Annotated in this window: 12 protein-coding genes; 2 read left to right on the top strand and 10 right to left on the bottom strand. The window is 70.4% G+C overall.

Features of this window, described 5'->3' with window-relative positions; translation table 11 throughout:
• Window positions 1-29: 29 nt before the first annotated feature.
• Entirely contained in the window at window positions 30-1,316 is a 1,287-nt protein-coding gene (locus tag AC068D_RS01660; protein WP_478820899.1) for a cytochrome P450, read from the bottom strand.
• On the bottom strand, window positions 1,313-2,083 hold the full coding sequence (locus AC068D_RS01655) for an alpha/beta fold hydrolase (protein WP_478820898.1): 771 nt from the start codon (window positions 2,081-2,083) through the stop codon (window positions 1,313-1,315). The genes AC068D_RS01660 and AC068D_RS01655 overlap by 4 nt, the downstream gene beginning before the upstream one ends.
• Before the next feature lie 332 nt (window positions 2,084-2,415).
• Between AC068D_RS01655 and AC068D_RS01650 the strand changes: the two genes are divergently transcribed.
• Window positions 2,416-3,993 carry an alpha/beta fold hydrolase gene (locus tag AC068D_RS01650; protein ID WP_478820897.1) on the top strand — a complete coding sequence of 526 codons (1,578 nt, stop codon included), beginning with the start codon at window positions 2,416-2,418 and terminating at the stop codon, window positions 3,991-3,993.
• A 239-nt stretch (window positions 3,994-4,232) separates the two neighbouring features.
• Here the strand turns inward: AC068D_RS01650 and AC068D_RS01645 are convergent, their stop codons facing one another.
• The 7 genes from AC068D_RS01645 to AC068D_RS01615 all read right to left on the bottom strand — a co-directional run bounded on the left by AC068D_RS01645 (window position 4,233) and on the right by AC068D_RS01615 (window position 11,212).
• Complete coding sequence (locus tag AC068D_RS01645; RefSeq protein WP_478820896.1) at window positions 4,233-4,676, bottom strand: DUF6278 family protein; 444 nt, start codon at window positions 4,674-4,676, stop codon at window positions 4,233-4,235.
• A gap of 88 nt (window positions 4,677-4,764) precedes the next feature.
• Window positions 4,765-5,544, bottom strand: a complete 780-nt coding sequence (locus tag AC068D_RS01640; RefSeq protein WP_478820895.1) for an exodeoxyribonuclease III — start codon at window positions 5,542-5,544, stop codon at window positions 4,765-4,767.
• A 72-nt stretch (window positions 5,545-5,616) separates the two neighbouring features.
• Window positions 5,617-6,249, bottom strand: coding sequence for an MBL fold metallo-hydrolase (locus AC068D_RS01635; RefSeq protein ID WP_478820894.1), 633 nt, complete (start codon window positions 6,247-6,249; stop codon window positions 5,617-5,619).
• A 357-nt stretch (window positions 6,250-6,606) separates the two neighbouring features.
• Entirely contained in the window at window positions 6,607-7,887 is a 1,281-nt protein-coding gene (gene pcaDC, locus AC068D_RS01630; RefSeq protein WP_478821378.1) for a bifunctional 3-oxoadipate enol-lactonase/4-carboxymuconolactone decarboxylase PcaDC, read from the bottom strand.
• Between the two features lie 46 nt (window positions 7,888-7,933).
• The gene (locus AC068D_RS01625; protein WP_478820893.1) at window positions 7,934-8,509 is read right to left on the bottom strand and encodes a hypothetical protein; all 576 of its coding nucleotides are present in this window, start codon (window positions 8,507-8,509) and stop codon (window positions 7,934-7,936) included.
• The gene (locus AC068D_RS01620) at window positions 8,506-9,702 is read right to left on the bottom strand and encodes an ROK family glucokinase (protein ID WP_478820892.1); all 1,197 of its coding nucleotides are present in this window, start codon (window positions 9,700-9,702) and stop codon (window positions 8,506-8,508) included. Before AC068D_RS01620 ends, AC068D_RS01625 begins: the two co-directional genes overlap by 4 nt.
• A 229-nt stretch (window positions 9,703-9,931) precedes the next feature.
• Window positions 9,932-11,212: a DUF2254 domain-containing protein gene (locus AC068D_RS01615; RefSeq protein WP_478820891.1), complete on the bottom strand. Its 1,281-nt coding sequence runs from the start codon at window positions 11,210-11,212 to the stop codon at window positions 9,932-9,934.
• Between the two features lie 148 nt (window positions 11,213-11,360).
• On the opposite strand from AC068D_RS01615, the gene AC068D_RS01610 reads away from it, so the two are divergent.
• The gene (locus AC068D_RS01610; protein WP_478820890.1) at window positions 11,361-13,244 is read left to right on the top strand and encodes a glycoside hydrolase family 15 protein; all 1,884 of its coding nucleotides are present in this window, start codon (window positions 11,361-11,363) and stop codon (window positions 13,242-13,244) included.
• Between the two features lie 31 nt (window positions 13,245-13,275).
• Here AC068D_RS01610 and AC068D_RS01605 read toward each other — a convergent pair whose 3' ends face one another.
• Entirely contained in the window at window positions 13,276-15,063 is a 1,788-nt protein-coding gene (locus tag AC068D_RS01605) for a cation:proton antiporter (protein ID WP_478820889.1), read from the bottom strand.
• Window positions 15,064-15,078 lie beyond the last annotated feature (15 nt).

Genomic DNA, 15,078 nt, shown 5'->3' with positions numbered 1-15,078 from the left:
ACCTGCCTGACCGGTTTTGAAGATCCGTTCTAGCCCGGGCCGAGCGGCAGCTTCTTGATGCCGTTGATGAAGTTGGAGACGAGTCGCACGGGCGGCTCGGCGACTGCCACGAACGGCAGCATCTCCCGCGCCTCTTCGTGCAGTACCCGCAGCTGGAGACGGGCGAAGTGCGCCCCGAGGCAGACATGGGGGCCGCCTCCGAACGACACATGCGGGTTCGGCGAGCGGGACAGTTCGAGGCGGTACGGGTCGGTGAACGCCCGCTCGTCGTAGTTGGCGGAGGCGTGGAAGACGACGATCTTGTCGCCTCTGCGCACGTTCCGGCCGCCGACGGCCGTGTCGCAGGCCGCCGTACGACGGAAAGAGAGCACGGGCGGATGCCAGCGGAGCAGCTCGTCGACGGCCGTTTCGACGCCCACTTCCCCGGCGCGCAGCCGGCGCTGCTGGTCCGGGTGTTCGGCAAGGGCCAGGAACCCTCCCGGCGCGGCGCTGCGGACGGTGTCGTTGCCTGCCACCGTGAGCAGGAAGAAGAACATCTCCAGTTCCGCGTCCGACAGACCGGACGCGGCGAGCGAGGTCATGACGTCGTCGGCGGGTACGCGCCGCTTGTACTCCGCGAGCTCCTGGGCGTAGCCGAACATCTCACCGAGCATCTCGGGCGAGCGCGGATTGACCGGTCTGCCCCCGCTGTCCAGCACGGATGGCTCGTCGGGGTCCTGGTAGGCGATGACGCGTTCGGTCCACTTGAGCAGCAGTCCGCGGTCGCCCTCCGGCACGCCGAGCAGATCGGCGAGGTTGAGCAGGGCGTAGTCGTCGGTGACGGTGGCGACGAGGTCGACGACGGGGCCCGAGTCCCGGGCCGCTGTCAGCAGTCCACGCGCGCGGGCCCGCGCCGCCGCGGTGAAGCGGTCGATCCTGCCCGGGGTGAAGGCCCTGCTCACCAGCCGCCGCAGCCGGCCGTGGTCCGACCCGGCCTCCTGCACCGGGCCGGGGCAGGAGGCCGGGTCCTGATTCAGCATCATGCGGCGGATGAACGGCAGATCGGAGGGGTCCGGGTCGCGGATCTGGGTCGCGCCGAGCCATGACGAGAAACGTCCGGCGTCCTTGAGCACCCGGACCACATCGGCGTGCCGGGTGACCGCCCAGAAGCCCGGCCCGGCCGGCCAGCCCAGCACCTCGTACTCCTCCTGCCAGGCCACGGGGTGGTGCGCGCGCAGGGTGCGGAAGGCGTCGTGGGGCAGCCCGGCGGCATAGATCCGCGGATCGAACACATCGGGGACGGGTGGGCCGTCCGGTCCGCCCGTGCCGGAGGTCATGCGTCCGCCCGGAGGAAGTCCTCGACGGTGCGGATCAGCTGGAGCGGAGTCTCGTCCATGGCGTAGTGACCGGCCGAGGGCAACTCCGTCAGTTCGCCGTGGGTGTACCAGCGCAGCCAGGTGTCGCGCATCAGCCCGGAGCCGAGTGCGGGGTCGAGTGCACCGACGACGGCGAGCGCCGGAACGGTCGAGCCCACGACGTCACCGTGGAAGTCCTCGACCGCCCAGGAGTCGAGCCAGGCCCGGAACGCCTTGGGGTCGCTGCACCGCAGCGACCGGTGCACCATGCGGTCCAGCCATGCATCGGGGCGTACCGAACCGGTGGTGATGTCGATGATCGCGCGACGATTCGCCGGGCGGTCGGCCGCGTCGGCGAAGAGTCCCCACTGGTCCGGTGGCATCGGGAGCCCTGCGGCCGGCACGGGTGAGATGCCGACCAGCCGCCGCACCTTCTCCGGGGCGAGCGCGGTCACCCGCTGGACGACGGATCCGCCCATCGAATGGCCGATGAGCGAGAAGCGGTCCCAGCCGAGCCGCCCGGCGAGCGCGAGCACATCCGCTGCGCCTTCGGTGGTGGTGTAGGCGCCCGGCGTGCCCATCGCCTCTCCGTAGCCGCGCAGATCGACGAAGGCGTAGGTGAACGCGGCGAGGTCGAGATCGCGGTACAGGGGTGCGTAGGCATCGCGGTCGGCGAACCAGCCGTGCACGGCGATGACTCGGTGCGGTCCTTCGCCGAGCAGGGCGTGCGGGAGCTCGAAAGGGGTCACGACTTCTCCGTTCGCGGGCAGCGGAGTCCGGAACTGCGTGGTACGTGACCACGGTGACTGCTGGCTTCCGGGTTCGCCAGGGTGCAGAACCGGCGCACTGGCGGACAAGGCACCCCCGACAGCAGCACGAACACCCGGCCCGCAGGGGCCGTTCGGCGCTCCGTCGCCAGCAGGTCTGCGGCAACCCTCCCAGCCGGCCCCGCCAACAACCCGTCAGCGGCACGACGTTCGACAATCGTTACCGTCGCGTAACTTACCGACCAGTTACCTAAGGTAAGTCCCGCCGGTTACCGTCGGGTCACTTTCGCATTGGCACGATTCAGGAGTGACCGATGGGACTCCCCCACAAGCCCCTGCGCACCACGACGACCGGGACCGTCTCGGCCGCTCTGCTGGCCGGAGCCGCCTTCGGGCTGGCCCCGTCTGCACCGGCCCAGGCCGCGAGCCACCCGGGAGTACGGTTCGTCGACATCCAAGGCGACGGCGGCACCGTACTCAAGGCCAACGTCGTCACCCCAGCGGGTGACGACGGCTCACGGACGTACCCCGTGATCGTCCTGCCCACCAGCTGGGGTGTTCCCCAGGTCGAATACCTCGCCCAGGCCACGAAGCTGGCCGACTCCGGCTATGTGGTGGTCAGTTACAACGTACGGGGCTTCTGGCAGTCCGGTGGCCAGATCGAGGTGGCGGGGCCGCCCGACATCGCCGACGCGTCCAAGGTCATCGACTGGACCCTCGCGAACACCCCCGCCGACCCGTCCAGGGTCGGCATGGCGGGGATGTCGTACGGCGCGGGAATCAGTCTGCTCGCCGCCGCGCACGACGAGCGGATCAAGGCGGTCGCAGCACTGAGCGGCTGGGCCGACATCCCCGACTCCATCTACAGCGGCCGCACCGAGCATCTCCAGGCTGCCGCGCTGCTCGGCGGCGCGGGCTATCTCACCGGCCGCCCCAGCCCCGAACTGCAGCAGTTCATGAAGGACTTCCTCGGGTCGAACCTGGCCAAGGAGGACGAGATGATCGCCTGGGGGAAGAAGCGCTCCCCCTCGACCTATCTCGACCGGATCAACCGGAACGGCGCTGCCATCATGCTCGGCAACGCCTGGGGCGACACCATTTTCCCGCCGAACCAGTACGCCGAGTTCTACGAGAGGCTCACGGTTCCGAAGCGGCTGGAGTTCCGTCCGGGCGACCATGCCACCGCCGAGGGCACGGGCCTGCTCGGGCTGCCCAATGACACCTGGACCAGTGCCCACCGCTGGTTCGACCACTATCTCAAGGGCACGGACAACGGCGTGCAGCGCGAGGCGCCCGTCCGGATCAAGTCCCGCTCCGAGGGCGGCTACGAGACGTACCCCGACTGGAAGTCGGTGGGCGCGGACTCCCGCAAGATCTCCCTGGGCGGCACCAAGAAGATCCGCGCGAACATCGACTCGGGCGCCAACGGCGGAGTCGTGATGCTGTCCAGTGCCCTGGACCAGTTCCTGAAGCTGCCGCCGATGGCTTCCATCCCACTGCTGCCGCGCTGGTTCGCCGCCGTCTGGCAGTCCGAGCGGTACGAATCCGAGCAGCGGATCAGAGGGACGGCAAAGCTGCACACCACGGTCACCAGCACCAAGGAGAGCGGCACCCTGGTCGCGTATCTCTACGACGTGGGACCGCTCGGGATCGGCAAGCTGGTCAGCAATGCCCCCTACACCTTCCACAACAAGACCCCGGGCCGGCCGTTCACCGTGGACCTGGAGCTGTTCTCCACCGCCTACGACGTACCGGCCGGCCACCGTCTCGCTCTGGTCGTCGACACCGTCGACCCGCTCTACATCGAGCACAACCCGTCCGGCGCACAGCTGACCTTCTCCTCGCCCGACGCCGACCCCTCGTACGTGTCGGTTCCGCTGCGCGAGAAGTGATCTCCGGCTCCCGCCGGCACGGGCCGCTGCTCTCGGACTACCGCTCTCCCCCTGCGCCCCCTGGGGCGTGGGGGGACCCCTGCCCATAACACTTGTTCACATCACACAGCTCGATCAAAGGATCGACGCCCATACGCTGCCCTGCCCCATTCTCGGCGGTCGAGGTCAGCGCAAACTATCCATCGCGGCAAGGCACTTCACGCCCAACACGCATAAATACGGCATAAGCGGTAGCAAACTCAGGCCTCCGCCGCCTCCGCGTACACCTGGGACAGCTCGGGCGACCCGTGCCCCGCCCAGTCCAGTCCCGCCTCGACGACGTTGATCTCGCGTCCCGAGACGAGGCGGACGACCGGATGGCCGCCCGGCCAGACGTGCCAGGAGGCTCCCCGGACGGTCCGGACGATCACGGTCCCGAGATAGAGACCGGCGTCGTTGCCCAGCCAGGGCAGCTCCTCGGGGTCGTCCCGCCAGCGCGGCGGGAGCTGGTCGAGCTCCTCCAACGAGCGTGGAGTGTCGTCCAGTTCCAGCCCCTGCTGCCCTGCCCGGACCCGCAGCAGCTCACACTCGGCGAGCAGCTCCGCAATGCCGTCCGGGTCGCCCCCGACGGCGGATGCCAGTGCCTGGCCGCCGCGCTCACCACCATGCCTTTTGCGCCAGTTGTCCAAGAAAGGGATGTTCATACGGATCAGCCTCGCATTCCCATGGACGGGCGCACCACAGGGCGCGCGGGACGCGCCCCGGAGGCTGTGCCTCCGGGGTCCCGGAGCCTCAGAGATCGAGGTCGACCACGACCGGGGCATGGTCCGAGGCACCCTTGCCCTTGCGCTCCTCGCGATCGACGTAACTGTCCTTGACCGCCTTCGCGAACGACTCGTTGCCGTACACCAGATCGATGCGCATGCCCTTGTTCTTGGGGAAGGACAGCTGGCGGTAGTCCCAGTAGGTGAACGGGTGGTCGTACTTGAGCGGACGGGGCACCACATCGGCGAGCCCGGCCTCCCGCAGGCCCTCGAGGGCGGCCCGCTCCGGCGGGGTCACATGGGTCAGCCCCTCGAAGAAGGACGGATCCCAGACGTCGTCGTCGGTCGGCGCGATGTTGTAGTCGCCGAGGACCGCGAACGGACGACCATCTGCGGCGTCCTCGGCAACGGCCCCCTTCAGCGCCTCCAGCCAGGCCAGCTTGTACACATAGTGCTCGTGCGCGACCTCCCGGCCGTTGGGCACGTACACCGACCAGACGCGGACCGGACCGCATGTGGCGCTCAGGGCACGCGGCTCCTGCACTCCGCCGTACGCGGGGCCGCCCGGCAGACCCTTCACGACGTCGTCGAGGCCCACGCGGGACACCACCGCCACGCCGTTCCACCGGCCGTCGGCGTTGACGGCGGACTCGTAGCCGAGCTCCTTGAGCGCGTCGGCGGGAAACTGCTCTGCCGTGCACTTGGTCTCCTGGATGCACAGCACATCGGTACCGCTGCTCTCCAGCCAGGCGAGCAGCCTCGGCAGCCGGGCGGTGATCGAATTGACGTTGAAGGTGGCGATGCGCATGCCGCAAGCGTAACCGGGGGGTACGACAGCAAGGGGCCCGTCCGTGGGGCCCGGGCGCCGACGCGGGACGGCTCAGACGTCCGTGGAATCCCCGGAGGCGAGCCTGCTGTGGTCGGCGCCGCCCAGATTGCCGATGTGCGTGTCGTAGATGGGGCGCGCCAGATCGGTCAGCAGGGCGTCGTGGATGTCGATCGCCCGGCTCGGCCTGACCTCGCGTACGTACTCGATGACCTCGGAGACCTTGTTCCAGGGAGCCATCACCGGAAGCATCAGTGTCTCCACGGGCTGCTCCGGGATGGTCAGGGCGTCGCCGGGGTGGAACACCGAACCGTCCACGAGGAAGCCGACATTGGTGATCCTGGGCAGATCGGGGTGGATGACGGCGTGCAGTTCCCCGTGCACCTGCACGTCGAATCCGGCGGCGGTGAAGGTGTCGCCGTGTCCGACGGTGTGCACCCGGCCGGGGAAGGCGGCCTCGATCCGGTCGGCGACACTGCGCAGGGTCCAGACGGCTGCGGCCGGATTGGCGTCCAGGGCGACGCGCAGCCGCGCCTCGTCGAAGTGGTCCGGGTGCTCGTGGGTGACGAGGACCGCGTCCGCGCCTGCTGCGGCGTCCTGCTCGCTGAACGCGCCGGGATCGATGACGAGCGTCCGCCCGTCCTTCTCCAGCCGGATGCAGGCGTGCGACTTCTTCGTGAGCTTCACGGGGTGACCTTCCTCTCGCGTGCTGCGGGCCCGCGGAGCCCCGCGGCGACCGGCCCCCAGGCGGATCTTTCCCCGCTCCGCGCCGCCCCGAACGGGGGCTGTGACCCCCACACCCCACGCCCGGTCGTCGTCAGGGGCCGGGGCGCGGGCTCCGCCCCGGCCCGGTCCTCGGCCGGTGGCCGGGCCCCGGACAGGATCCGTCCGGTACCCGGGGACGGGCGAACCGGGCGGCGGGGCGGTGGCGGCCCCGTCCGCGATCCGCCCGGTGCCCGAGGACCGGCGCCTGAGGACCAGTGCCCGAGGGCCGGTACCTGAGGGCTGGCGCCCGGGAGCCGTGGCCAAGGCCGGGAGGCGGGCCTATCCGCGAGGGGTCGTCTCCTCGCGGATCACCGCCTGGGCGACCCGGAAGGCCGAGTTGGCCGCCGGTACGCCGCAGTAGACCGCCGTCTGCATGAGGACCTCGCGGATCTCGGCCGGTGTCAGTCCGTTGCGCAGCGCGGCGCGCGTATGGAAGACGAGCTCGTCGAGATGGCCGCCCGCGACCAGGGCGGTGAGCGTGACGGCACTGCGCGTGCGGCGGTCCAGGCCGTCGCGGGTCCAGACCTCACCCCAGGCATACCGGGTGATCAGTTCCTGGAAGTCACCCGTGAAGTCGTCGGCCAGGGCCAGCGCCCGGTCCACATGGGCGTCGCCGAGCACTTCGCGGCGGACCTTCAGGCCGGCCTCGTAGGGGTCCGGACGCGTCGCACCGGACGCTTGCGGCTGCTCGACGGCCGGAGCGATCTCGGCGACCGGGGCGACGGGCACCGAGACGGGGGGCAGCACGGGCGGCGACGGGATCGCGGTGAGCGTGTCCTGCCAGGCCGTCGAGAAGTGGCGCATCAGCAGATCCGTGACGGCCGCGGGCTGCTCCACGGGGGCCAGGTGGGAGGCACCGGGGACCAGGGCGAGACGGGCGTCGGGAATGCCCGCGACGAGGGTGCGGGCTTCGGCGGGTCCGGTGAGCTGGTCGTCGGAACCGACGAGCACCAGCGTGGGAACCCCGACCCGGCCCAGTTCTGCGCGGACGTCGAAGGCGGCCAGTGCCTCGCAGGCGGCGATGTAGCAGCCCGGATCGGTGGTGCGCACCATCTGGACCGCCCACTCGACGATGGCGGGCTGCGCGGCGGCGAAGGCGGGGGTGAACCAGCTCTCGGGCGCGGTACGCGCCATCGGGTCGAGACCGTTGGAACGGACGATCACTCCGCGCCGGCGGAACTCGTCGGCGGTCCCGAAGCGGGGCGAGGCGGCGACCACTGCCAGCGCGGCGACCCGGTGCGGAAGCCGCAGTGCGAGGTCGAGGCCGATCGCGCCGCCGATCGAACACCCCGCGTACCCGAAGCGGTGCACTCCCAGTTCGTCGAGCGTGCCCACGAGACGGTCGGCGAGATCGGCCACCGAGGCGGCGGGGTGCGCGGGGGCACCGCCGTGGCCGGGCAGATCGAAGCGAAGAACCCGCCACTGCTGGGACAGCTCCGGTATCTGCCGGTCCCACATGTGCCAGGTGGTGCCGAGCGAGGACCCGAGGACAAGTACGGGTGCGTCGTCCGGACCGTCGATCCGGTACTGCAGGGTCTTCGGGTGCGGCTGGGTCTGCATCTCACTCACCCGCTCCACAGTAGTGAGCGGAAGCAGTCATTCCGGGTCAGGGGGTCACGGTCGAGACGACAAAGACCCTGGGCGAGGACGGATCGGTCAGATCCGCGGTGATGTCCAGAGTGGGCCGGGGCTCCTTCTGCCGGTACGTGGTGCCGGACCAGTGGGACTCCGGACCGAAGGCCCATCCTGCGGTGGAGGCGTCGCGCTCGCCGATGGTGACCTCGCCGGTCTTCAGCGCGGAGCGGCTGGTGCCGGTCCTGTTCAGGAAGAGGTCGAGCCCCGCGGCCGTGGTACGGAACGTGACGTACAGACGGCTGGACTTCCAGTTGGACGTCTCGTAGTAGGCGACGTCGGTCGACTTCGCGGGGATGGGCACCTCGAACACCCTCCGCTTCATCTTGGACGGCCAGCTGTCCCGCAGCCCGGTGGCTGATGACTCCCGCTCCTTGTCCCGGCCGCTGTCCCGGCTCTGCTCCGCGGAGATCACCAGATAGCCGGCGGGGATGCCGATGAGGAGCACGATGACGCTCGCGGTCAGCCAGCGGCGGAGGATCATGTGCCGTCTGCCCTCCGGAGGACGCACGGTCTCGTCCTTGGGGGCGGTCTGTCGGGGCAGGGTCATGACGATGGTTCCTGGGGGGTGGTGCGGGTGGTACTGCCGGTGCCGCCGCCGGCGAGACCGCCGGGGTTGCGCAGGGCCTGGGCGTACCGCTCGTATCTCTCGTACCGCTCGACGCGGCGGCGGTTGGCACGCCGGAAGCGCCGGGCGACCAGCCGGGCCAGGTCGGCGGCACCGACCATACCCGCATCGGGGCCGAGCTGCGCCCGGGCGATGCGCGCCTCCGGCCGGTAGCCGCGACCGGTGAGGTGGCGGCGGAACGCGTCCCTGGCGGGGCCGATCAGCAGATCGTCGGCGGCGCTGACACCTCCCCCGATGACGAAACAGGAGGGGTCGAGGGCGGCGGCGAGGTTGGCGATGCCGACGCCGAGCCACTGGCCGATGTCCTGGAGCAGTTCGACGCACATCGCGTCGCCCTCGCGCGCCAGCTCGGTGATCAGCGGCCCCGTGATGTCGGGGACGTTCCCCTTGACCCGCTCGATGATGTTGTACGCGACCGGGGAGTCGGCAGCGGCCAGCTCACGGGCCTCGCGGACCAGGGCGTTCCCGGAGCTGTACTGCTCCCAGCAGCCGCGGTTTCCGCAGGGGCAGCGGTGCCCGCCCGGCACGACCTGCATATGACCGAACTCACCGGCGACACCGTACTTGCCGCGCTTGACCTGCCCGCCCTCCAGGATCGCGCCGCCGATGCCGGTGCCCAGCGTGATCATGACGAGGTGGTCCTCGCCCCGGCCGGCGCCGAAGCGCCATTCGGCCCAGGCCGCGGTGTTGGCGTCGTTGTCGACCATGACGGGCACGGCGAGACGGTTCTGCAGCGAGTCGCGCAGCGGTTCGTTGCGCCAGGCGAGATGGGGTGCGAAGAGCACATTGGAGCGGTCGGCGTCGACCCAGCCCGCGGCACCGATGCCGACGGCGTGCACATCGTGCCGGTCCGAGAGGTCGAGGACGAGCTCGACGATGGTGTCCTCGACGACCTTGGGGCTCTTGGACTTGTCCGGGGTCTCGGTGCGGAGCTTCTCCAGGATGACGCCGTCGGCGTCGACGACGCCGGCCATGACCTTCGTCCCGCCGATGTCGATGCCCACGGTGGGGACACGGGGCGCGGTGAGGTGCGATCGCCGCTCGCGGGTGCCGACGGTCCGCAGGACGGTGGCCCGGGCGGAGCCCCGGTGTGCGAAGTCACGGTACGTGCTCACGGCGTCCCTGCGAGTGGTGGATGGCGGCGGAGGCGGACGGCGCCCGCCGTGCCCGATTGTGCCATCCGGCCACCCCGGCGGCCCTGCGCAGCGGTGCGAGGCGACCGGCGCGCGGGCCGGTGCCGTCCGCCCGCCCTTCCGGCTCAGGGCCATCCGCGCATCGCCCTGCGGGGGGGGGCGTATCCGCCGTCGACCGGCGGGCGGGCCAGGTACGGGAGATCCGTGGTGGTCACATCCCCCCGATGCCCTGGCGGTCGGGCACGAGCGCCATCGCCCGCCTGACGGGATCGGTGAAGGTACGCGTCACGGACTCGTCGAGGAGCTGCAGCTCCGTCCGGACCGCGGCGAGATGCTGCTCGGGGAGGACCTCGAGCAGGCCTTCCAACAGGGCCCTGAGCCGTCGGCAGATCTGGAGCGAGGCCGCGCCGTATTCACGGATCTCGGCCACGGCCAGCTGGAGGAAGTCCTCCCAGGAGCGGCCCGGCACCACCAGCCGGGGCAGGCCGCGGTCGTCGTGGAGGATGTAGCGGCGGCTGAGCCCCGCCCTGCCCGTCGCGTGCAGCAGCGCCTCGATCTGGTTCAGGACCTGGACGGCGGTCGTGGGGTCGTTCACCGCGGGCGAGAGCGCCCGGATCGCGACATCGACGAGGATGCGCATCGCGAAGGCCGGGTCCTGCTCGATGGTCCGCTCGATCCCCAGCGCGACGAGCCCGGCCAGCTTCCGGTGATCGGGTGACGACGTACCGTGGACCTCCATGAGCGTGGCGCCGGGCGGCAGGAAGTCCCCGATCTGATGTGCCAGCACCAGCACGCAGTCATGGCGTTCCGCCGCGGCCTGCAGCCGCCTCACATGGACGCCCTGGATCGCGCCGCCCCGCTCGGTGCGGACCAGGGCCACCGGACCACCGGACAGCCGGTTCGCCGGGGCGGCCGCGCGGAGCGTACCGCGGTCGGCCAGGACTGTTCCCCGGGCCAGGAGCTTCTGCCCCGACCGGGAGACGAGGGTGGCGATGGCCACGGGCCTCAGGTTGTGGATGAAGCGGTTGAGATACATGAGCAGGAGGAGCAGGCTCACCGCGACGCCCGCTCCTGCCAGGGTGACACCGAGATCAGGGACGAAGTCCGACTCGATGCTGCGGAGCAGGGAGAACGCGAAGGCGAACGTTCCCGTGAAGGTGGCGAGTACGAACTTCTGCAGGCGGTCCCGGTACCACAGGCGCATATAGCGGGGTGACAGGGTTCCCGTCGCCTGCTGCACGACCAGCACCCCGATGGTCACCACGAAACCGAGCAGGGCGACCATCGCACCGACGATGGAACTCAGCACGCTGCTCGCCGTCGTCGCGGAGTACTCCCAGTCCGACGGCAGGTCCGCCGTGCCGTCAAGCCGCACCGCCGCGTCGGCGAGGAACGCGCCGAGCACGAAGCCGAGCAGCGGAACGATCCACAGGCTTGCCTTGATGTACTGCCGCAGCCGGAACACCGTCGCCCAGGACAACACCGTGCGCACCCCCGGGTCCTCACCTGGTGTGCAGTTCCCTCCCACGTTAGTGCCGCGCCCCCAGGTGCACGAATCGTCCCGAAGGGCCCGAAATACATCGATTGTCTAAGCTGATGAAGCTGCACCTGCCTGCGGGCCAGGGCGAAAGGGGCTCACGATGGGCGACTACCCACTCATCGAGGACCACGGTCTCATCGGCGATCTGCAGACCGCGGCGCTCGTCACCACCCACGGAACCATCGACTGGTACTGCTCCCCGCGCTTCGATTCGCCGAGCATCTTCGGGGCCTTGCTGGACAGCGAGAATGGCGGGCACTTCAAGGTCGCCCCGGTGGACAGGACGTACGCCACCAAGCAGTTGTACCTGCCCGACACAGCGGTGCTCGTCACGCGCTTCATGACCGAGGCGGGCGCGGGCGAAGTCGTCGACTTCATGCCGGTGACGGGCTCCACGGTCACGAGGCGGCACCGCCTGGTCCGCCTGCTGCGCTGTGTCCGCGGCAGCCTCACCTTCCAGGTGGACATCGCACCGCGCTTCAACTACGGCCGCACCCCGCACAAGCTCCACTACACGGAGCGCGGCGCCGTGTTCGTCACCGACGACCTGGAACTGACCGTCCACGCGGTCCGCGAGCCCGGTGACGCGCGGCTGGTCCCCCAGGACCTGGGCGACCACGACATGCACTTCACCCTGACCCTGGAGGCCGGCCAGGAGCGGGGCGTGGTGCTGGAGTCCTTCGCCGACGGCCCGCCCCGGCACATCCACCACGCCGAGTTCATGGAGCTCTTCGACGACACCGTCCAGTTCTGGCGCAACTGGCTCAGCAAGTCCCGCTATTCCGGCCGCTGGCGGGAGGCCGTCGAACGCTCGGCGGTGACACTGAAGCTGATGACCTACGCGCCGAGCGGAGCCCTCGTGGCGGCGCCGACGGCCGGACTGCCGGAACAGCTGGGCGGCGAGCGCAACTGGGACTACCGGTTCACCTGGATCCGCGACGCCTCCTTCTCCGTCTACGCCCTGCTGGGCCTCGGATTCACCGAGGAGGCCGCGGCCTTCATCGGCTGGCTGCGCGACCGGGTCCACGAGAAGGCGGGCAGCGACGGCGACTCGGGGCCGCTCAACATCATGTACCGGGTCGACGGCTCCTCCGACCTGGTCGAGGAGACCCTCGACCACTGGGAGGGCTACGCGGGCTCCAGCCCGGTGCGCATCGGCAACGGCGCGGCCGATCAGCTCCAACTGGACATCTACGGCGAGGCACTGGACAGCATCTTCTTCGCCCACCAACGCGGCATCCAGCTCGACCACCGCGGCTGGACGTCCCTGCGCACCCTCCTCGACTGGCTCAGCGACCACTGGGACCAGCCCGAGGAGGGCCTGTGGGAGACCCGGGGCGGACGCAAGGACTTCACCTACGGCCGGGTGATGTCCTGGGTCGCCTTCGACCGGGCACTGCGACTGGCCGCCGCCAGCGGCCGCCCCGCCTCGCTCGCGCGGTGGAGCGGTGAGCGCGACAAGATCTACGAACAGGTCCTCACCCGCGGCTGGGACTCCGAACGGCAGGCATTCGTGCAGCACTACGAGACGCAGGTGCTCGACTCGTCGCTGCTGCGGATGTCCACCGTGGGCTTCATCACCCCGGACGATCCGATGTGGACCGCCACCCTGGACGCCATGGACCGTGAGCTGGTGAACGACAGCCTCGTCTACCGCTACAACCCCGAGGCCTCGCCCGACGGACTGCGCGGCTCCGAGGGCACCTTCTCGCTGTGCACGTTCACCTATGTCGACGCGCTCGCGCGGGCGGGCAGGCTCAACCAGTCGAGGCTGGTGCTGGAGAAGATGCTCACCTACGCCAACCATCTGGGCCTGTACTCGGAGGAGATCGATCTGACCGGACGTCAGCTCGGCAACTTCCCACAGGCGTTCACGCATCTCGCGTTCATCGACACGGCCCTCACCCTGGACAAGGAGCTGAACCGGGCACGGAGCAACGGCACCGAGGCGTCCGACGCCGTCGGGCACAGCCCCGACTTCTGAGCGGCACCGCGGTCGCCCGAGGAACCCCCGGTCAAGGGGCCGGTGGTCCCTCGGGCGCGCGCTCGGACGGACCGAGCAGCACGACCGTGTCCCGCGCGCCCGGCTCCACGGCGCGGGACTCGGTCACCGGATCCAGTCGGCCGTCGGCCCGCACCACGAACAGGGGGTCGTATCCGGCGGGCACCTCTTCGCCCGGCGCGCCGAGCACGAAGCGCGCGCCCCGCTCGAAGCGCGCGGCGAGGGTGTGCCGGACGAGATCCCGCCCGAACAGGACGTCCCTGTCGGTGTACCGGGCGACCGCGCCGGGGCTGTCCTCCGGCGGGCCGACCCGGTACACCGATTCCTCGACGCTGTCCTCCGCCACCACCGAGACCAGGGCGTTGAAGTCGTCGTCGTCGGTGAGCAGGAAGACCGACGTCACCCCTTCGATCTGCGCCCCGGGGGCAGTGGCCGTCGCCAGCAGTTCCCCGGGGGCGAGCGCGATCCCGGCCTCCCTGATCCGCCGGCGCTGCTCCTCGGTCCCCGCCCACATCAGCACGTCGAGCCCGGCGGAGCGCAGGCACTGCCCCAGGGCCACGGTCCACGGCTGGCCGCCCACGAGCAGCGGCCTGGTGCGCGCCGAGCGGCCGACCCCCAGCCACCTGGCCATCGGCACCGCGGTCAGCGCGTAGACCAGGACCGTCCCCACGATGACCAGGAAGGTGATCGGGAGGATCTGGGAGGCTCCGTCGAGTCCGGCGTCCGCCAGGGTGCCGGCGAAGGCCGAGGCGGTGGAGGCGGCGACGATGCCGCGCGGGGCCATCCAGCCGATGAATGCCCGCTCCCCGCCCGACAGTCCGGCTCCGAAGGTGGAGAGGTACGCGACGAGGGGACGCACCACCAGCACGAGGAAGGCGATGAGGCCGAGCCCCGGCAGAAGGACCGGCGTGACGGACGAGGGGGCGACACCGGCCGAGATGGTGACGAACAGCAGACCGATGATCAGCTGGACCAGCGTCTCGAAGAACGGCCGGCGGGCGGGCATGTCGAGACCCCGCAGATTCGCGATCGCCAGCCCGGTCACGATGGCGGCGATGAGGCCCGTGTCGTCGCGGACGATGTCGCAGCCCGCCGACACCACCACGACGACGCCCAGTTGGGCCAGGGTGCCCAGGGTTTCGCCGAGGCGGAGCGTGTGCAGGGCCAGCCAGAGCAGCCCGGTTCCCACGGCCCCTCCCGCCAGTCCGACCGCTGCGCTCGCGCAGAACTCACCGACGTGGAAGCCCTTGCCCGCCTGGAGACCGCTGGTCAGGATCGAGTGGAAGACCAGCGCCCCGAGGATGGCCCCCACCGGGTCGACGAGCGAGCCCTCCCAGATCAGGATGCGCCTGACCCGCTCGGACGGGCGCACGTAGTCGAGCAGCGGACCCACCACCGTCGGTCCCGACACGACGAGGATGACGCCCAGCATCAGGGCCACGGCGAGGGGCACCCCGAAGAGCGCGGGACCGACGCACATGACCGACGCCCAGGTGACCAGCACCCCGAGCACCAGCAGACGGGCCACGACCGAGCGGGGGCGGCCCTTGAGCTGGCGCAGATCGAGGCCGAGGCCGGCGTCGTAGAGGATCACCGCCACGGACAGCGAGACCAGTGACGAGAAGTTCTCCGGCGCCAGCCTGTCGGGATGGACGACGTCGGTGAGTGCGCCCGCGGTGAAGCCGGCCGGCAGGAGCAGGAGCAGCGCGGGGATGTGCAGTCGGCTCGCGAGGATCTGGGAGCCGACGGCGAGCAGCACGGTCAGCCCGATACCCAGGAGGAACTCGTCGGCGGTGAGCACCTTCGTCGCGTCCTG

The sequence above is a fragment of the Streptomyces sp. NPDC043861 genome (assembly GCF_056435905.1).
This window is presented reverse-complemented; position numbering and strand designations above follow the sequence as displayed.